The 19,662-nt window shown below is 40.8% G+C and carries 11 protein-coding genes and 7 pseudogenes; 9 read left to right on the forward strand and 9 right to left on the reverse strand.

The annotated features are described in order from the left end of the window. Positions 1-278 precede the first annotated feature (278 nt). Positions 279-686 (forward strand): hypothetical protein, encoded by a 408-nt coding sequence (locus KA717_16460; GenBank protein ID UXE63989.1) that lies wholly within the window; start codon positions 279-281, stop codon positions 684-686. Here the strand turns inward: KA717_16460 and KA717_16465 are convergent. Both KA717_16465 and KA717_16470 read right to left on the reverse strand, forming a co-directional pair. Next, positions 683-1,513: a transposase gene (locus KA717_16465; protein UXE63990.1), complete on the reverse strand. Its 831-nt coding sequence runs from the start codon at positions 1,511-1,513 to the stop codon at positions 683-685. The genes KA717_16460 and KA717_16465 overlap by 4 nt on opposite strands. Before the next feature lie 700 nt (positions 1,514-2,213). Beyond that, positions 2,214-3,233: pseudogene (locus tag KA717_16470) on the reverse strand (IS5 family transposase). A gap of 93 nt (positions 3,234-3,326) precedes the next feature. Between KA717_16470 and KA717_16475 the strand changes: the two are divergent. Further along, positions 3,327-4,608: pseudogene (locus tag KA717_16475) on the forward strand (ISKra4 family transposase). Between the two features lie 53 nt (positions 4,609-4,661). Here KA717_16475 and KA717_16480 read toward each other — a convergent pair. Continuing rightward, a pseudogene (locus KA717_16480) lies at positions 4,662-4,949 on the reverse strand (transposase). A gap of 121 nt (positions 4,950-5,070) precedes the next feature. Then, positions 5,071-5,184: pseudogene (locus KA717_16485) on the reverse strand (IS701 family transposase). Positions 5,185-5,265: 81 nt separating this feature from the next. On the opposite strand from KA717_16485, the gene KA717_16490 reads away from it, so the two are divergent. Continuing rightward, a complete protein-coding gene (locus KA717_16490) occupies positions 5,266-6,309 on the forward strand; it encodes an IS630 family transposase (protein UXE63991.1) in 1,044 nt (347 codons plus the stop codon). A 5-nt stretch (positions 6,310-6,314) separates the two neighbouring features. Here KA717_16490 and KA717_16495 read toward each other — a convergent pair. Both KA717_16495 and KA717_16500 read right to left on the reverse strand, forming a co-directional pair. Beyond that, positions 6,315-6,452: pseudogene (locus KA717_16495) on the reverse strand (IS701 family transposase). 398 nt (positions 6,453-6,850) lie between these two features. Further along, positions 6,851-7,672, reverse strand: a complete 822-nt coding sequence (locus KA717_16500) for an Rpn family recombination-promoting nuclease/putative transposase (GenBank protein UXE63992.1) — start codon at positions 7,670-7,672, stop codon at positions 6,851-6,853. A gap of 431 nt (positions 7,673-8,103) precedes the next feature. Between KA717_16500 and KA717_16505 the strand changes: the two genes are divergently transcribed. Together KA717_16505 and KA717_16510 are read left to right on the forward strand one after the other, a co-directional pair. Then, entirely contained in the window at positions 8,104-8,298 is a 195-nt protein-coding gene (locus KA717_16505) for a transposase (GenBank protein ID UXE63993.1), read from the forward strand. A gap of 17 nt (positions 8,299-8,315) precedes the next feature. Continuing rightward, entirely contained in the window at positions 8,316-9,491 is a 1,176-nt protein-coding gene (locus KA717_16510; GenBank protein UXE63994.1) for an IS4 family transposase, read from the forward strand. A gap of 264 nt (positions 9,492-9,755) precedes the next feature. Here the strand turns inward: KA717_16510 and KA717_16515 are convergent, their stop codons facing one another. Next, the gene (locus tag KA717_16515; GenBank protein ID UXE63995.1) at positions 9,756-10,916 is read right to left on the reverse strand and encodes a hypothetical protein; all 1,161 of its coding nucleotides are present in this window, start codon (positions 10,914-10,916) and stop codon (positions 9,756-9,758) included. 148 nt (positions 10,917-11,064) lie between these two features. Between KA717_16515 and KA717_16520 the strand changes: the two genes are divergently transcribed. From KA717_16520 to KA717_16535, 4 genes and pseudogenes are all read left to right on the forward strand, one after another. Next, positions 11,065-12,126 carry an Mrp/NBP35 family ATP-binding protein gene (locus KA717_16520; GenBank protein UXE63996.1) on the forward strand — a complete coding sequence of 354 codons (1,062 nt, stop codon included), beginning with the start codon at positions 11,065-11,067 and terminating at the stop codon, positions 12,124-12,126. Between the two features lie 736 nt (positions 12,127-12,862). Then, positions 12,863-16,063, forward strand: a complete 3,201-nt coding sequence (locus KA717_16525; GenBank protein ID UXE63997.1) for a hypothetical protein — start codon at positions 12,863-12,865, stop codon at positions 16,061-16,063. Between the two features lie 264 nt (positions 16,064-16,327). Next, a pseudogene (locus tag KA717_16530) lies at positions 16,328-16,531 on the forward strand (IS5/IS1182 family transposase). A 124-nt stretch (positions 16,532-16,655) separates the two neighbouring features. Then, a pseudogene (locus KA717_16535) lies at positions 16,656-17,997 on the forward strand (IS5 family transposase). 475 nt (positions 17,998-18,472) lie between these two features. Here KA717_16535 and KA717_16540 read toward each other — a convergent pair. Next, the gene (locus KA717_16540) at positions 18,473-19,063 is read right to left on the reverse strand and encodes an aminodeoxychorismate/anthranilate synthase component II (protein UXE63998.1); all 591 of its coding nucleotides are present in this window, start codon (positions 19,061-19,063) and stop codon (positions 18,473-18,475) included. Between the two features lie 46 nt (positions 19,064-19,109). Further along, positions 19,110-19,544 (reverse strand): diacylglycerol kinase family protein, encoded by a 435-nt coding sequence (locus KA717_16545; protein UXE64688.1) that lies wholly within the window; start codon positions 19,542-19,544, stop codon positions 19,110-19,112. Positions 19,545-19,662: the final 118 nt, after the last annotated feature.

Consider the following 19,662-nt stretch of genomic DNA (forward strand, 5'->3'; position numbering starts at 1 on the left):
CTTTGATAACCAAGGGGGCATCGGCCTACCACTCTTTCTCTAAGATACAAGGGGGCGAAAATCTCAATCTATGACCGTGCTAAGTATAGATCAGGTTAAACAGAAAGGACTTGTCTGTAAACAGTAGCCTTATCTAGGGGAGAATCTGTTTCAAATTAAATCAATATCACCAGCTTTACTGTTGACAAAATCAAGAATGTTTGATAGAAAAACTTGACTTTGGAGAAAAAATCGAGATAGGATAACAAAAAAATTTCGTTAATTGTGGAGGAAATCCCGTGAAAACATTAGCTAAACTTATCGCAAAGAGTGCGATCGGGGTAAGTACGCTTATCAGTCTAGGTTTGCTCTCCGCACCCGCGCAAGCCATCACAATCTGGAACTGGTCTTTTACTGGAAGCAGTAACCAATCGGCATCAGGTACTTTCCAGACGGCAGACGTGACCCCCACAGCAGGAGTCACCTATACCATTACTGGAATCACAGGCACGTACAACCGCGATTCTGTGGCTTATACGATCACGGGACTGGATACCACCTTTGTTAATCCGAGCAATACATTCCAATGGGATGGCACTCCATCTTCCTCACTTTTGTCAGATTTGGGCGGAATTTCCTTCAATACATCATCCAATTCAGTTAATATTTTCTATAGCTTACATCTTGCACCAAAACTCATGTTCTAAGTTGTGACAGCAACTAACTGAAGTTGGAGTCCAAAAGATTGCAAAAGTGGACGTAATCGCTCGACTTGAGAAAAAAGGGAACAAAGAGCAACATCAGGAAAAAGTGTCTGAAGAGCAGAAGCAGAAGCTTGACCCCAATCAGGTGGTTTAGAGGAGTCAGTAGAAAGATAAACCCAATGGGCAAGAAGAAAACTAATCATCGAAAGAAGCAACCAGCGATAAACCCCCAGAAGAGTTTGTTGACCAAAACGATGTAAACCAAAACGATGTTTTACGGTCTTGAAAAAGCCCTCAATACTCCATCTTCGCCGTCCCCACCAGATAATGGTACTGGACTTAAGAGGACGAGTCGATAAGACGAAGCGTTTTTCGAGTTTGCCGTTACGTTTGAGGTAGAACCAAGAGATAGTAACAGGGAAAGATAATCCATCAAGAGTGACCTGTTGTCCTTTTTTGAGCAAATCACGAAGCTGACGACCATCAGCTAATTTACGGTCACAACGCACACCGACGATAACCGCAAGACGGCGTTTTTTCATCGCTTGAAGGAATTGCACACTACTAAAGGCGGTATCGGCTAAAATGACAACCCGAAAAGCACTCAGGAGTTCTTTGGGTAGGCTATCCACTAATCGCACCGCGAGTTGAGCGGGACTTCTTGTTTCTTTACCTCTCCAAACTCGAAATCCCCAGGGGACTCGAAATTCTCCTATCACCAGATAAATCACCAAAAGATGTAAACCCCTCTTCCCGTGAAGAACATGAATTAAATGCTCAAAAGCCTTAAATTTTCCGCATTTCTCCAGTGTCGTTAAGTCCACAATCACCTGCAACCAAGGTCGTCTTCCTCTTGGAGCATAGGTAAGTAGGGTCTGCTGAAAAAGTCCACAAAACGAACCTAGATGCCACAGGAGGCGAAAAATGGTGACTTCAGAGAGTAGTTTCCAATTTCAACCCCCAGTTTTCCAACGACGTGCATGGGCTTTGAGCCTCCAAAGGCCATAACCTTGCACCTGATCGTTTTTAAAATGCTTGAAAGCATTATCTGGCAAGGGTTCTATACTTATTCAGCAAGCCCTAAGTAGGGTCTGCTGAATAAGTCCACAAAACGAACCTAGATGCCACAGGACGCGAAAAATGGTGACTTCAGAGAGTTGTTTCCAATTTCAACCCCCAGTTTTCCAACGACGTGCATGGGCTTTGAGCCTCCAAAGGCCATAACCTTGCACCTGATCGTTTTTAAAATGCTTGAAAGCATTATCTGGAAAGGGTTCTATACTTATTCAACAAGCCCTAAGTAGGGCTTGCTGAAAAAGTCAAAAAACGAAAGAAATGTGGGTTAGGGAAGTATGGACTGAAAAAGCATAGATAACTTATCCTTATGGAAACAAATCAAAATACAGATTTTGTTTAATCTATTGTTCCTTTCTGTCTAAAAAGGTCAACACAAATCACTCCTCACAAAAGAGAGGAAAATTAACACCATTTTTCACAAGAAAAACGACTCTACAACTTTTTACTTTTTGTCTTCTGAAGTAGAGTAGAAAGATTCATTACCAAAAAGTTCATCGCAATTACCGTTTCCGAGGTCTCAGGTAGTTTGGCCATCACTCGACCAAGACTAAATTTCCTCTTTCCCTGTCCGAATTTACCCTCAATGGCATTACGCACTCTTTCATCTGAGCGTGCCTCTTTCTTTTTTTCTTTGCTCACCTCTTTCGGCGGTCTTCCCAATCGGGGACCACTCATTCTTATATCCCTTTCTTTACAATAAGCTCGATTCGCTTTTGTTCGATAGATTTTATCCACATGAACCGATTCCGGATAACATCCTGTTTCCCTTTTATATTCTTCTATTCGCGCTTGTAAATCTCCCGATTCGTTGTAATTATCCCAACTTAATTTGTCTAAGAAGACAAAGCCATTCACATTACTTGCCGATATTTTAGCTCCAAACTCTACTGCTTTTCCCGCTTTTCCACGCACTATTGGACGCACGTGAGGTTGGCTTACACTCACAATTCTGTTTTCTACTTTATTTGTCTTTTTTTCATACATTTCTAACTGTTGCTCATACACTTTTCCTATCGTTACAAGCTCTTCTTGCTCTTTTTTCGTTAGTTTTTCTAACTTTGCTCCCTCTTCTATCATTTTTTCTATATGAGACAAGTTTCTTTTTATATATCCTAGTTGTTTTTTTGTTCCTTTTCTTCTTTCTTTTTTTGACACACGACGTTTTTTTGCTATGGCTAAGTACTCTTTTCTTGCCACTTCCCTATAAGTCCTCGGCTTTTCTTTCCTTTTCTCTTTTATTTCTTCATACAGCTTATCTATTATTTTTTCTGTTTTTTCTCTGGCATCATTCAATATTCCTATATCCGTTGGATATTTTATATCTGCTGGTGTACAAGTCGCATCTAACAATAACTTTCCTTCATTTTCTTTTTTTTCTGACGCTACACCCGTCGCTTTTTTTTCTATTTCTTTATTAATTTTATTTATTAATTCCATTCCTATTTTTTTACGAAAATGAACCATCATTGACGCATTAAATGCTTCTTTGCTAGGGTGTGACCTTTAGTTGATGAAGGAAAAGAAAAGTGTTAACATGGGATGAAAAGTGACAAAGAGGAAACAATGATGACAGCAAAACTAATTAATGTAGAGGGTTCAAAGATAAAAATAGAACTAACATTAGAACTCAGTCGTTCAATGTTGGATACAGAAATAAATATTCAAAAAGGCTTAAACGAAGTAGGTTGCATCGCCAGCAAAGAAGCCTTGAAATATTTAGATACAGATGGTTCACCCTTAAAAATCGGTGAAGAAATCTGGAAGAGTAAGGGAGAGCAACCGAAAGAATATCAAACACCTTATGGTGAGGTTATAGTGAATCGTCATGTATATCAGCGTTCACCTTTGAGGAAAAACGTATTGCCCCTTAGAAAGAGAAGCAAGGATAATCATAACATCAACGCCATTATTGGCAAAACAGGTATCCTCAAAAATGTCAGGGATGGCAGGCAAAGAGGTGAAAAATGATTTATTAGAAAATCATGGTAGAAAAGTAGCGCTATCCTATATCCAAAGATTGAGTGAAGCAGTAGGAAGTGTGGTACAGGCAAAAGAAGAAGCGTGGAGTTATGCCCCGCCCAAGGAGGATAGCCAAATTGCAACAGTGGGAATAGGATTAGATGGAACCTGTATGCTGATGTGTGAGGATGGCTACCGTGAAGCAATGGTGGGAACCGTTTCCCTATACGATAGTGAAGGCGAACGTCAACATACAATCTATCTAGGTGCGGCACCAGAGTATGGAAAAAAGAGTTTTCTAGAAAGATTAGAAAGAGAAATTGAGCGAGCGAAAAACCGTTATCCAGAGGCAACATTGGTCGGGATAGCAGACGGGGCAGAATCAAATTGGAAGTTTTTAGAAAAGCAAACGGAAGAACAGATATTAGATTTCTATCATGCCTCTGGTTACTTAGGTGCCTTGGCAGAAGCGTTGCATCCGAATACCGTGTCAAAACAAAAAGAATGGTTGACTGAAAATTGTCGAGAACTCAAGCATGAAAAAGGAAAAGCAGGAGAACTGCTAAATCTGATGAAAGAAGTCAAAGAAGAAAAAAGTCATTCTAAGAATCTTACCGAGAAACTACAAGCGGCGATTACTTATTACGAGAATCATCAGCATCAAATGGATTATGCTGAATACATAGAGAAAAAGTATCCGATTGGTTCAGGTGTTACGGAAGCAGCTTGTAAGACGTTGGTCAAACAACGATTATGTTGTTCAGGGATGCGATGGAAGGAAAAAGGAGCAGGAATTATTTTGAGCCTACGAGCTTTGGTATTGACCAAGGAACGATGGAGTCAATTTTGGGCAAAACTTGATCAATATGGGTTCCCTGTAGAACCCTGATTACAACAGCTTTTATCAACTAAAGGTCGCACCCCTTTGCTACTATAGCTTTCCATTCCTATAAAGTACTGTAAATAAGGGTTTTCTTTTATTTGTTCTACTGTTTCTCTGTCACTTTTTCCTGAAATTTCTTTGATAATTAATGCTCCTAATGCCATTCTAAATGATTTGGCTGGGGCTCCTTTTTTTTCTGTGAAGTTTTTTGCATATTCTTCCTCATATTCTTCCCAAAGAATCATTTTTGACATTTCTATCCAACGATTTTCTTCGTCTAACTGCCCGCCGAACAGATTTTTCAAGTTTTCTGGTGTTTCAATTGAGTACTGTTGCTTTCGGTACATCTGCTTTCTCTCTTCTTAATGCAATGGTTTTGAGGCATTCTACCCTATTTTCGTGCATTCTAGCGGTTCTTAATTCGCCTACTATTTTTCTCCGTAAAGGTTTCAGCTTTTTTCAGCAAGCCCTAAGTAGTTCTTTGAGAATTGCTTTTCGCACTGCTCGGATAATTTGGCGAGTACCCCAATCATACTGATTCAAAAATCGGCTTAAGGCCGAGGGTGATTTTGTTTGACTATACTAAACACGGTCACAGGTTGCGAATTCTAAAAATAAGAGATAATATAATAAAAATAGAAAAATTAGTCAAGAGGCTGAGAAATGATTAAGTTAGAATTTACAGAAGAAGACAAAAGACTGTTGTCTTACGGTCGGTTTAATCACCCGCATCCTAGAGTGCAGCTAAAGATGGAAGTTTTATGGCTAAAAAGTCAGGGATTGTCTCATCAAAAAATTGCTCAATTCGCAGGAGTTTCAGTAAATACGGTGACAAGCTATATCCGTGATTATCAAGAGGGCGGGATAGAAAAACTAAAAGAAATAAAATTTAATCGCCCGAAAAGCGAGTTAACAGAGCATCAAGGGACAATTGAGGCATATTTTGAGTCAAATCCACCAGCAACAATAAATGAAGCAGTAAAAAGAATAGAAGAATTAACAGGAATAAAAAGAAGTCCGACGCAAGTCAGAAAATTTTTAAAGTCAATAGGAATGAGGTGTCTAAAGGTGGGAACAATTCCATCAAAAGCAGATGTAGAAGCTCAGGATAGCTATAGAGAAAAAGAGCTAGAACCAAGGCTAGAAGAGGCAAAAGCAGGAAAAAGGGCAGTTTTCTTTGTAGATGCCTCTCATTTTGTAATGGGAGCATTTGTAAATTTTATATGGTGCTTCAAGAGGATTTTTATTAAGTCACCATCAGGGAGAAAACGTTTTAATGTGTTAGGAGCATTAAATGCAATTACCCATGAAGTAATTATGGTAACGAACAGTTCTTATATTACGGGAACTCAGGTTTGTGAACTCCTAGAAAAGATAGCAGAATTAGGACTATTAATACCGATTACGTTGGTATTAGACAATGCTCGTTATCAAAAATGCCGAATTGTACAGGAGTTGGCAGAATCATTAGGAATAGAGTTACTGTACTTACCTCCTTATTCTCCTAACTTGAATTTAATTGAAAGACTGTGGAAGTTTGTGAAGAAGAAGTGTTTATACGCAAAATATTATGAAGATTTTACGCAGTTTTCTGCAGCAATTTCAGGATGTCTTGAGGATGCTAACGTAAAATATAAGGAGGAGCTTGATTCTCTGCTCACCTTACGATTTCAACGCTTTGATAAATCTCAGATTATGAACGTTTGAAGTATATGTTGGGGTAGAGGATGACCTTGAGCTTCTAGGAATAGCCCCAACATTGCCTGCAAACTATCGCGTTGATAGGAGGTCGGCATCAAACCTAGCAATGTATAAACTAGGGTCTGGGCTTGTATAAGAATGGTTTCCATTGTTTTGCTGTTTTTTCACTTCTACTCCTTTTTCCACTTTCTTGACCCTTTCCGCCAGTCGTTCTTTTGTTCTACTGCAAGATGTAAGATAGTAGAAATGATGGCTATCAGCCTGTAGATGGCACATTTACGAATTTCGGTATCGGTGATGATTATATCGTTTCTAGTACTCTTAGCCCAGCTACTCCTGTTCCTTGGGAAACGGATGCGCTGCCGGTTATGGGTAGCACCATTCTTTTTGGGTTGGGAATTTGGGCTAAACGTAAATTTGCCAAGCCTCTCGAAAAATAGGGTCTCTGACAATTGATAGTTGATAATTGACAATTGACACAGCACTTATCAGGACTCTAACGTACAGTTTTTTCTGTACGCCTTGATCAAGCAAAGTACCGTAATTGTCAATTTTCCATTGTCAATTGTCCATTCATTTGTTGTAATTCTTGTTCCGATAAACCTGTCAGGCTGACTACCTCTGCTAAAGTCATGCCTCGCTGTAAAAGTTGTCGAGCAATTTCCAGCTTACCCTCAAGTTTGCCCTCAAGTTTGCCCTCAAGTTTGCCCTCAAGTTTGCCCTCAAGTTTGACATCTTTATAAAATTGGGTTTGTTTCCAGTCTGTTAAATCAAACATCTGCTCTAACTCCTGACGACTTTTTTGCGGAAATTTATAAATAATAATTTTCTCTACTAATTCTATAACATTAGCTTGGGTGGCAGCATCCTTAATGTCTTGACGAACTTGATTCAGTAGAAACTGGGCTTGTTGAGGAGCTTGGCTTTCTGGGACAGACACTAATTGAATAATACCTAAACCCAATGAAGAAGAAGGCTGATCCAGTTGATCGAGATAAATCTTTTGTAGGCAGGGATCAAACATTTGATAGGCAAGGGGTAATTCACCATCCAAGCTTTGCTTACCCCAAAGCACAACGGCTTGCCATTGACGCACGGGTTTATGTTGATTGAGATAGAGGATAATTTCGGTAAAAAATCGCCAATAGAAATCTGGGTCTGATTGAAATTGAACCTCAACAAAATAGAGGGGATATTCAGGATAGTTTTCATCGGGCAAAAATACACCATCAAGCCGAAAAGAAAGTTCTTTAATTTCTATGGATTTAAATTGGTAATTTTGGGCAAATTTTGAGTCTGAACCAATCAATTCAAAAAGAAGTTCAGGAAAGGCTTGAAAGAGAGTGTAGAAAATTTTATCGGTTTTCATTGCCTATTTAGGGCTTGCTGAATAAGTATAGAACCCTTGGCAGACAATGCTTTCAAGCATTTTAAAAACGATCAGGTGCAAGGTTATGGCCTTTGGAGACTCAAAGCCCATGCACGTCGTTGGAAAACTGGGGGTTGAAATTGGAAACAACTCTCTGAAGTCAGCATTTTTCGAGTCCTGTGGCATCTAGGTTAGTTTTGTGGACTTTTTCAGCAGACCCTATTTAGAGCCTGACTTTTCCCGTTAAGTCCAAAATCCAGCAATGCAAACTTCTAGAGGCTTTATCTGGCAAGGGTTTGAGTAATGATTCTCTTGACAGGAAAAAAATATTCTGAAGCCATCATCCCGCTTATCGTTCAAATTTCAAAAACAAAGGATGAAGGGAGTATGAGACTGTAAAATGGAGAAAATCTTAAAGGGCAGGTCAAAAAATGTTGGAATGGTGGACAAAAAACTTTGCCAGTTGTGAATTGGGAGACGAGAGGCTAAACAATCGTGCCTTCTCGATTGGGAAAAAGTTAAGTGAGGGGTTTGGAAAAGCCTTATCAGAAGTGTTTAAGGGAGGAAACGAGTTAAAGAGGGCCTATGAATTTTTGGGAATCCGAAAACAGACTTTGTCAAGATAATAGAGCCGCACTGTGAAATGACAACTGCCGCCGTAGAAGAATATAAGATAATGCTATCAGTCGGAGATACGACCTTCTTAGATTATCGCAATATCAAGGAAAAAAGGGAAGGGTATGGGCCGACTGGAAAAGGAGGGAATGGATTAATACTGCATAGTGCTTTAGCAATTGAGCCAGAAAAAGGACAAGTATTAGGTTTATTATGGCAAAAACTGTGGAATAGGGAGGTAAAAGAAAAGCCCCCAACAGATGAAACGGCGAAGCAGAAAAAAGAAAGACAGAAAGAACAAAGAAAAGCAGCTCGTCAAAGACCATTTGAGGAAAAAGAATCCTACAAATGGGTAGAGGCTCTAAACACCTGTGAGAAACAGGTAGAAAGTTCAACGAGGGTAATTCATGTATTTGACAGAGAAGGAGATGTTTCAGAAGTCTTTGACTCAGTGCGTCAACTCAAGCATACAGGAGTGCTGGTCAGAGCGTCTCATAATCGTAGTTTAGACAAAAATAGTGAACGACTTTGGCAACATTTGGAATCAGAACCGATTCGTTTTCATCAAGAAATCGAGATTCCGAGTACAGGAAAAAGAAAAGCACGGAAGGTTAAGCTTGCCGTCCGATTTTGCTCAGTTAATCTACGAACTCCCTATCGTTTTGATAATCGTGACCCGTTGAATGTCTATGCTGTTTATGCGACAGAAATCGATTGTCCCGAAGGCGAAACTCCTTTATCTTGGATGCTTCTGACTACAGAAGTTGTTGAGACTATTGAGATGGCTGTCACTATTCTTCGTTGGTACACCTACCGATGGCGGGTTGAAGAATTTCATAAAGTCCTTAAGTCTGGTTGTCAGAGTGAGCGTTATCGACTTGCCTCTGATGGAATGAAAACTCTTTTGGGTTTTTTAAGTGTCATTGCTGTTGAACTTTTACACGTTACTTATCTTCATCGTACCCAGCCCGATGCTCTCGCGATTGAAATTCTTAATCCTCTTCAACTTCAGGTGTTAAAAGCAGCCGCCTCTCAAAAACTTCCCCCTATTTTGACTGTTGCTTGGGCTGTCGAGTCTGTTGCTTTTCTTGGTGGTTATCTTGAACATCGTCGTAAAACTCCTCTCGGTATCCAAGTCCTTTGGCGCGGTTGGTTGAAGTTGCATGACCTTTGCCAAGGCTGGCAGCTTGCAATCCGCACTTAACGGGAAAAGTCAGATTTAGAGCAACTTGCGTTGTGATGACGGACAAATCTTTGTAGAGAGATAAGTAAGTGGGCTTAATTAATTGTTAGATAGTAGAACAGGCTTCTAGCCTGTGGACAGGTAGGATGCCCATCCCACGTTTTATATTTAATTGTAACCAGCTACTTAATAAATTATGTCCCTTCGGTAAGTTTATTTTAAGAGTGATGCCGTAGGCAGGAGAATCAAACTTTTAGGGATACAAAGTCGCCGTCAAAAGAAGGCTCACAAATCCTTGAGGTCAGATGACGGTTTTTCAAGTACCGTTGGTTCTAGCTGAGCTTCCTGGCTATTGAAATCTAAGTCAACTGCTTCTAGGACTTCATCATAGACAGCAATATTTTCCTCAATTACCTCGCTACTAACTTCAGTAGGAGTGATGGGTTCTTTAGCGATTTCATTGTCTGAATCTGACGAAAGGGTATCCACTTCAGCGACGTTAGATTCCTCTAATAATTCATCAAGATCTTCTGAAATATTGTTCTCGGGTGTTTCAGGTTCCTCTAGGAGATCATCTAGGTCATCTTCTATTTCTGTAACGGGGGTTTCTTCGATAACAGTTTCTGTCAATTCCAGTATGACCGATTCAACCATAACTTCTGGCAAGATACTGGTTTCTTTACTTACCTCTTCTTCCCAATCATGGTCTAATTCCACTGCATCCAAAGCTTCTGTAATAGTGGCGGATTTGGGGGGAGGGGAACTAGGTGCTTTTTTTGCAAAAAGACGACTGAAGAAATTAGGTTTTTTAGGTTGTGTGGATTTTTTATCAGTTTTGGCCGGTTTAGAGGGCTTGGGCGTAGGATTCTTGACAGCCTTGGGGGCCGCTGGAGTTGAGGGCGTATTTTCGGCGATCGCTTCTACGGGCGGGGCGACTATGTTCTCTGCAACAGGTTCAATCTCGATTTTTTGAATGACTTCTTGGGCAACAGGCTCAGTCATTTCGGCTGGGGCTTCTTTCGCGATCGCGGTTTCAGAAACTTTTTCCGCACTACTTACCGACTCTGTGGTCGGTTTAGAAAGGGGTTGGGGTTTAATGCCTCCCTTCGACTTAGGCACGGCTTTTTTCCGACTTAACCCACCGGCTAACCAATCCAGCAGCGAGAAATTGGGTTGTTCTGCTATTTTTTCAGGATTGGCCAGAGCCACCCGCAATTTTACTGTTTGCCAGGCAAAAGACAACACCAAGGTTGTCGCCGCTATCTGCCCTAGCAAAACCCCTCCTGTCATCCGTTGGGCACAGATCCAGAGTGTGGCAGCATAAAACAGTCCCACCCCACTCCACAGAAAATCATCCTTACGGTGTAGTTTAGGCGCGAAAAAAGCGGAGAAAAAGAAAAACAGACTGGCTATGCCAACAGCGATCGCGAGGATGAAGGCCAACATGAGGGGAAACTCCGTCGAAGTCTATGTTAGACAATTCTTAGGGTATCAAAAAACAGAACTAACAAAATTCTTAATTTTTCCAAAAACCCTTAAAATCGAAAAAGCCTGGATAATCACCCTCCAGCCCAGAAGAGAATTTTAAATTGTTATGCTAACCTCCCAAGCTGTCCTAGAAGTCCTCAGACCTGTCCAAGATCCCGAACTGCAAAAAAGTCTGGTCGAACTCAACATGATCCGCAATGTACAGATTGATGGCGGCTTAGTTAGCTTTACCTTGGTTTTAACGACCCCAGCCTGTCCTTTACGGGAGTTTATTGTCGAAGATTGCCAGAAAGCGGTTAAAACCTTGGCGGGTGTTGAGAAAGTGGAGGTCGCTGTCACGGCGGAAACCCCTCAACAGAAATCTCTGCCGGATCGGACTTCCGTGGGGAATGTCAAAAATATCGTCGCTATTTCCAGTGGTAAAGGGGGAGTCGGTAAAAGCACTGTGGCGGTTAATGTGGCCGTTGCCCTCGCAAAATTAGGTGCTAAAGTGGGCTTACTGGATGCCGATATCTATGGCCCTAACGCACCCACGATGTTGGGATTAAGTCAAGCCGAAATTAAAGTTACCAAAGATCCCCAGGGAGATATCCTTGAACCCGCTTTTAATCACGGTATTAAAATGGTTTCGATGGGTTTTCTGATTGACCCCGATCAACCGGTGATTTGGCGCGGCCCGATGCTCAATGGCATTATTCGTCAATTTCTCTATCAAGTGTCCTGGGGTGAGTTGGATTATCTGATTGTGGATATGCCGCCTGGCACCGGAGATGCTCAGTTAACTCTCTGCCAATCTGTCCCTATGGCAGGAGCCGTGATTGTCACCACACCTCAGACGGTTTCCCTGCTAGATGCTCGACGGGGTTTAAAAATGTTTCAACAGCTAGGCGTAAAGGTTCTAGGTATTGTGGAAAATATGAGTTATTTCATTCCGCCGGATCAGCCTGATCGCAGTTACGATCTTTTTGGGTCTGGGGGAGGAGAAAAGGCCTCTAAGGAGTTACAAGTTCCTTTGTTAGGCTGCGTTCCCTTAGAAATTTCTCTGCGAGAAGGGGGTGATGCGGGTATTCCTATTGTCATCTCGGCTCCTGAATCTGCTTCGGCCCAAGCTCTAACGGCGATCGCCCAACAAATTGCGGCCAAAGTATCGATCGCGGCTCTAGCCTAACTTCAAACTTCAAATCCATAAAATCTGAGTGGCGATCGCTTTTTAGGGATTAGGAAAAAAGCCAAATTTAATCACCGCAGCCGTTGTTGCTCGGTACTGGTTCAGGCTGGTTAAAAGTGGGAAGCCTTACTGGCTATGCCTTAGAGAGACAAGAAGTCAATATAAGTTTGGAAGATAACTTGCTGTAAAATTTTCGTTGATTACATCTGACGCGAGATCGAAAGCCCTATCGTAACGTTTCACAGGATAATCTATCAACTAATTATTTACAGGTAGAAGTTTTTCTAATCACACTCAACATTCAACTTTCTTAGAAAAGGATAAAATTCCGCCCGATCCGTATAAACACGGTCTTTTTGTTTTCCCTCAGTATTTGACTCGAACTCTAATTATTTAGGGTCTGCTGAAAAAGTCCACAAAACGAACCTAGATGCCACAGGAGGCGAAAAATGGTGACTTCAGAGAGTTGTTTCCAATTTCAACCCCCAGTTTTCCAACGACGTGCATGGGCTTTGAGCCTCCAAAGGCCATAACCTTGCACCTGATCGTTTTTAAAATGCTTGAAAGCATTATCTGGCAAGGGTTCTATACTTATTCAGCAAGCCCTATTTAAGTCCGTAAATGCTAGTGACAAACAGTCATGTTTCCCGTGAAGTCCAGTAGTATCACGGAAGTTCCCAATTTCTTTTTACTGGTATAACATAGTTGTTCATTGATCAAGGCTTGGGATAACATCATGTTAACCGACACATCTCACTTTTCTACCAACAACATCGCCAGTGTTATTCCCAACACAGCCCAAGACATCAATGCCATTAATCCCTATGGTTTATCTCCTCATTCACCCTCAAGTTTAGGCGCAGACTTAAGCAATAGTGTGGCTCTTAATGTGATTGCGAATAATCCTGCCACCCTTCAGCCAGCCAGCGTTGTCGTCAACAGCCTTCCTAGTGGCAGTCGAAGTTCTACCGCTTCTTTAAGCACCAATGGCCAGGCAGTTACGGGATTAACTGCGACGAAAGATAGCTTAACCAATCCTCAACTAGCTGCAAGTGTTCCTCAACTAGCACCAATTGTTAATTTTAGTCAAAAGTCCTTTACTGGTTATTCTAATCAAGATACGAGCAAAGCTGTCTATCAAATTACAGATAATGGTTCTACCCTACAATTAGCAGGGCAGGCTTGGAAAAAAATAGATTTTGCTTATAATGTAACAGCGAATACTGTATTAGAGTTTGATTTCCGCAGTGATGCGATCGGTAATACTCAAGTCATTGGTTTTGATAACGATAACTCTTATTGGAATGTCAATGTTAATAATCCTACTGGTTTCAAATTGTATGGTTATGATCAGTGGGTAGGTTGGAGTCAAACGCTAAATAACTACAAGGGAACGGATTGGAGAACCTATTCCGTCAAGATCGGTACGAACTATACTGGAGCGATCAATTATCTTTTCTTTGCCAATACTCCGATGACAAGCAATCCTTTAGAAAATAGCTTGTTCCGCAATATCCGTGTTTATGAGACCAATACTTCTGATACTGTTGCGCCTACTGTTGCTAGTCTCAATGCGCCTGCTATCACCACAAGTAGCAAAGATTACCTCTTTAAAGTGACCTATGCGGATAATACTGTTATGAATCCGGGGAGTTTGGATAGTAAAGATATTCGAGTCACAGGTGCTAACGGTTTTAATCAATTAGCGCAATTTGTTAGTGCAACCTCTTCCAGCGATCGCACAACGGTGGAAGCAACCTATAAGATTACGAGTAATGTCGGTTGGGGGATTAATGATAAAAATGGCGTTTATACCATTGCTCTAGAAGGAAATCAAGTCAGCGACTATAACTACACCTTCATGGCAGCCCGAACCCTAGGCACTTTCAACATTAATGTTCCAGCCAGCAGCATTGTTGCTGATACGACTTTAGCCACTCCCATCAATATTAATCCCTATCTCTTAAGTGGTTATTCAAATCAAGATAATCCAACCAGCGGGAAATTTCAAGTCACCGATAGTGGCTCTACTCTCCAGTTGTCGGGTCAGACTTGGAAGAAACTAGATTTTGCCTATAACGTTACTGCCAATACTGTCTTATCGTTTGACTTTCGGAGTGATGTAATGGGAGTAGATCATGCCATCGGTTTTGACAACGATAACTCTTACTGGAATGTTAACTTTAATAATCCCACCGGTTTCCTTCTTTATGGGTCGGATACTTGGCCCGGCTGGAGTCAGCAACTGAAGAATTATAGTGGTACAGATTGGAAAAGCTATTCCATCAATATTGGTAAAAACTATACGGGAGCAATACAATATCTTTTCTTTGCCAATAGTCCTAAGACAACAAATCCCCTAGAAAATAGCTTTTTCCGTAATATCCGAGTTTATGACATAAACTCTCTAGATACAGCGGCTCCCACAACAACCCTAAGCTTTCCCAATGCGACGACAAGCGGGGGAAACACGTTAAATGCTAACAATGAGTATGTTTTTACCGTTACCTATAATGATGCTTGGGGCATTGCTCTGACAACGGTTGATAGTAATGATATTAACGTGCTTTCCTCCAATGGCAACAGTCAAAAAGCAACCTTAGTCAGTGCTACCGCTAGCAGCGATCGCAAAACAGTGACAGCGACTTACAAAATTCTAGATAACATCGGCTGGAGTGCTAATCAGGCAAATCAATACACTATTCAAGCACAAAGCAACCAAGTTGGAGATCTTAACTACAATTTCATCACCCTGCAAAATATTGGCAATTTTACCGTTCAATATACCAATACTACGACTCAACAGCTTCTCAAAAGCCAATCCGAGTTTAACTTTAATGTCAACTACTATTCTCCCATTGCTCTCAATGTTAATAGTTTAGATAATCAAGATCTGTTGGTTACTGGCCCTAACGGCTTCCAAGGATTTGCTAACTTTGTTAGTGTTCAACAAAATGGTAGTAATCAGTGGGTTGCGACATATAAAATTACTGACAGTGATGGTATCTGGGATGCAAAGAATAATGGAAACTACACCATTAATCTACAGGCCAATCAAGTTAGTGATATTTCTGGTGCTGCCTTAAGTTCAGGGCCCATGGGCAACTTAGTTATCAATACCCAAGAAACCGCGATGTGGTTTTCTGGCTTTGAAAATGGTTTTCCCGGTAATGAATGGTTAAATTATTCTAATGGCACTTTAGTGGCAAATGGACAACCTGATTATAACTATAGTTCTAATTGGAGTATTCTCAATCAAACCCAAGCCAGTCAAGATGGTGTAGCTCCCTTATCAGGAAACTCTGTTTACAAAGGTTGGATTAATTATCAATCGGCAGATAGTCATCGTCCTTATCCTGTTCTTCATGTTGACCCGTCTAGTACCTATTTTCCCGATACTACCTTTAATAGCTATCTAAACGGAACACCAGTGCCTGTGGTCAATCGCTTTTATGCTTGGGCAGACTGGGATCCGAGCAGCATTACTAGTTCTGATTGGTTAAGCTTCCTCACCCTTGGCAATAACGTTAACTGGAATGTTGTTACGATGTCCCTAACCGGTCCTCAAGGAAAACTAGAAATGGCCCATGCACCCTTTACAGATGTTCTTTCCACCCCCACCTATATGCCCCAACATCAATGGGTACGTTTCACAACCTATGTGGACTTTCAACATAATCTCCTTTATGTTTGGATGAACGGACAACTAACCTTTAAAATGACTCAGGGTGGGAACCTCAACTATACTGGAGGAACTGATCCCAATGCGGCTCAAACTGCCTATCTTCGTCGTGCTCATTGGGGACTCTACGCTAACGGTAACTTCTCTAATGCGACGGTTTATAATGACGCGATCCAACTTTGGACAGTGCAACAACCGATTACCGATCCCACTCAGGAACCCTGGTCCCCCTACGATGGTAATGGTTTGAACTAAGACGACTGATTGAGAGAGAAGTAATGCATCTCTAATTTTCCTAAGTCCTCCAACCCATATTCCGTACCAATTAGAAGAAAATAAATAATTTAAAATTTACACGCTATATGCAGGCATCATTAGCCATCACAACACTAGATAGGGCTTGCTGAAAAAAGCTGAGACCTTTACGGAGAAAAATAGTAGGCGAATTAAGAACCGCTAGAATGCACGAAAATAGGGTAGAATGCCTCAAAACCATTGCATTAAGAAGAGAGAAAGCAGATGTACCGAAAGCAACAGTACTCAATTGAAACACCAGAAAACTTGAAAAATCTGTTCGGCGGGCAGTTAGACGAAGAAAATCGTTGGATAGAAATGTCAAAAATGATTCCCTGGGAAGAATATGAGGAAGAATATGCAAAAAACTTCACAGAAAAAAAAGGAGCCCCAGCCAAATCATTTAGAATGGCATTAGGAGCATTAATTAGGGCTTGCTGAAAAAAGCTGAAACCTTTACGGAGAAAAATAGTAGGCGAATTAAGAACCGCTAGAATGCACGAAAATAGGGTAGAATGCCTCAAAACCATTGCATTAAGAAGAGAGAAAGCAGATGTACCGAAAGCAACAGTACTCAATTGAAACACCAGAAAACTTGAAAAATCTGTTCGGCGGGCAGTTAGACGAAGAAAATCGTTGGATAGAAATGTCAAAAATGATTCCCTGGGAAGAATATGAGGAAGAATATGCAAAAAACTTCACAGAAAAAAAAGGAGCCCCAGCCAAATCATTTAGAATGGCATTAGGAGCATTAATTATCAAAGAAATTTCAGGAAAAAGTGACAGAGAAACAGTAGAACAAATAAAAGAGAACCCTTATTTACAGTACTTTATAGGAATGGAAAGCTATAGTAGCAAAGAAGCATTTAATGCGTCAATGATGGTTCATTTTCGTAAAAAAATAGGAATGGAATTAATAAATAAATAAAATTAATAAAGAAATAGAAAAAAAAGCGACGGGTGTAGCGTCAGAAAAAAAAGAAAATGAAGGAAAGTTATTGTTAGATGCGACTTGTACACCAGCAGATATAAAATATCCAACGGATATAGGAATATTGAATGATGCCAGAGAAAAAACAGAAAAAATAATAGATAAGCTGTATGAAGAAATAAAAGAGAGAAGGAAAGAAAAGCCGAGGACTTATAGGGAAGTGGCAAGAAAAGAGTACTTAGCCATAGCAAAAAAACGTCGTGTGTCAAAAAAAGAAAGAAGAAAAGGAACAAAAAAACAACTAGGATATATAAAAAGAAACTTGTCTGATATAGAAAAAATGATAGAAGAGGGAGCAAAGTTAGAAAAACTAACGAAAAAAGAGCAAGAAGAGCTTGTAACGATAGGAAAAGTGTATGAGCAACAGTTAGAAATGTATGAAAAAAAGACAAATAAAGTAGAAAACAGAATTGTGAGTGTAAGCCAACCTCACGTGCGTCCAATAGTGCGTGGAAAAGCGGGAAAAGCAGTAGAGTTTGGAGCTAAAATATCGGCAAGTAATGTGAATGGCTTTGTCTTCTTAGACAAATTAAGTTGGGATAATTACAACGAATCGGGAGATTTACAAGCGCGAATAGAAGAATATAAAAGGGAAACAGGATGTTATCCGGAATCGGTTCATGTGGATAAAATCTATCGAACAAAAGCGAATCGAGCTTATTGTAAAGAAAGGGATATAAGAATGAGTGGTCCCCGATTGGGAAGACCGCCGAAAGAGGTGAGCAAAGAAAAAAAGAAAGAGGCACGCTCAGATGAAAGAGTGCGTAATGCCATTGAGGGTAAATTCGGACAGGGAAAGAGGAAATTTAGTCTTGGTCGAGTGATGGCCAAACTACCTGAGACCTCGGAAACGGTAATTGCGATGAACTTTTTGGTAATGAATCTTTCTACTCTACTTCAGAAGACAAAAAGTAAAAAGTTGTAGAGTCGTTTTTCTTGTGAAAAATGGTGTTAATTTTCCTCTCTTTTGTGAGGAGTGATTTGTGTTGACCTTTTTAGACAGAAAGGAACAATAGATTAAACAAAATCTGTATTTTGATTTGTTTCCATAAGGATAAGTTATCTATGCTTTTTCAGTCCATACTTCCCTAACCCACATTTCTTTCGTTTTTTGACTTTTTCAGCAAGCCCTAGATATCTAGATATAGATGGAGAAGGAAAGACTATAGTAGTGCGCTTATCAGTGCTTTTGTGCTGCATAAAGAGGAGTACTTTTGTTGATCAGCAGACTGTGATTCCTGAAACCTTTGTGGGGAAGCACTTATGCTAATCTAGACTTGTTCGTATTAATTAAAATTCTTGTTGCCAAGTACGGAATGTGGGCTCCAATCATTGGGGGATTTAACTTAATCCTAAGACTTTGCAGAAAATCACTTTCCTTAACTTAAGGATTGCAGAAAATTTCGTAAAAGTTGTTTGCCTTCGCTGGTTAAAATACTTTCGGGGTGGAATTGCACTCCTTGAATATGAGGATATTGACGATGACGTAAACCCATAATCATGCCATCGTCGATCCAACCCGTGATTTCTAAACAATCGGGCAATGTCTCTTTTTCTACCACTAAACTGTGGTATCGAGTCGCTGAAAATGGATTACTGACTCCGTTAAAAATACCTTGTCCACTGTGATAGATTTCTGAAGTTTTGCCATGCATGAGGGTTGGGGCCGAAATGACGTTGCCGCCAAATATCTGGCCAATGCTTTGATGTCCTAGACAAACCCCTAAAATTGGAACGGTAGGGCCTAATTCTTGAATAATAGCTAAGGAGATTCCCGCATCATCGGGGCGACCGGGGCCAGGAGAGATGACAATACCATCGGGTTGAATCAATCGAATTTTCTCTAGATCGATCTTATCATTACGGTAAACTTGGATATCGGCTGCCACTGGGAATTCCTGTCCTAATTCCCCTAAATATTGAACGAGATTATAGGTAAAACTATCGTAATTATCGATAACGAGTATCAAAGCGGGTCTCCTGGTCTTGGTCTCGGCAAAGGGTGTGTCACCGTTATTAAAACACTAAAGCCACCAATGGGGGAACTAATAAACAACTGGCGACGATAACTGCCGCGATCGCCGAAATTAAAACGGCACCAGCCGCACAATCCTTGGCTATTTTAGCTAATTCGTGATAGGACTGCCCTACGGTTAGATCGACCACTGATTCGAGGGCGGTATTCAGCAGTTCCAATACCATAACGAGGGCAGAGGTGAGGGTCAAAATCGCCAGACTAACGGAACTTAAACTTAGAGAAAGGCCGGCCGCGATCGCCAGGATACCAATGACCGTATGAATGCGAAAATTCCGTTGAGTAACATAGGCATAACGTACCCCTGACCAGGCATAACGGAAACTAGTAAATAAGTCCGGTGCAATTTGCCAAGCGAGATCTCGGCCCGGAATCTTATTTTGGGGAGGATGGGTTAATCCCTTGACTGGAGTCATCGTAGAAGAACGGGAATTGCCATTGCCTAAAAATGCCTTAGTTGAAAATGAAGCGGGGGAAAGGGGAGGCATCGGAATTTGAGATTTCATTATGGGAACACTCCAGAGCAGCGTAGTA

Origin of the sequence: Woronichinia naegeliana WA131 (genome assembly GCA_025370055.1) — a bacterium.
In the GTDB taxonomy this organism is placed as follows: Bacteria; Cyanobacteriota; Cyanobacteriia; order Cyanobacteriales; family Microcystaceae; genus Woronichinia; species Woronichinia naegeliana.

Excerpts from the sequence above, each read along its gene's own strand:
- KA717_16490 (UXE63991.1), top strand. The coding sequence starts at position 5,266 with ATGATTAAGTTAGAATTTACAGAAGAAGACAAAAGACTGTTGTCTTAC.
- KA717_16500 (UXE63992.1), bottom strand. The coding sequence starts at position 7,672 with ATGAAAACCGATAAAATTTTCTACACTCTCTTTCAAGCCTTTCCTGAA.
- KA717_16505 (UXE63993.1), top strand. The coding sequence starts at position 8,104 with ATGTTGGAATGGTGGACAAAAAACTTTGCCAGTTGTGAATTGGGAGAC.
- KA717_16510 (UXE63994.1), top strand. The coding sequence starts at position 8,316 with ATGACAACTGCCGCCGTAGAAGAATATAAGATAATGCTATCAGTCGGA.
- KA717_16515 (UXE63995.1), bottom strand. The coding sequence starts at position 10,916 with ATGTTGGCCTTCATCCTCGCGATCGCTGTTGGCATAGCCAGTCTGTTT.
- KA717_16520 (UXE63996.1), top strand. The coding sequence starts at position 11,065 with ATGCTAACCTCCCAAGCTGTCCTAGAAGTCCTCAGACCTGTCCAAGAT.
- KA717_16525 (UXE63997.1), top strand. The coding sequence starts at position 12,863 with ATGTTAACCGACACATCTCACTTTTCTACCAACAACATCGCCAGTGTT.
- KA717_16545 (UXE64688.1), bottom strand. The coding sequence starts at position 19,544 with ATGACTCCAGTCAAGGGATTAACCCATCCTCCCCAAAATAAGATTCCG.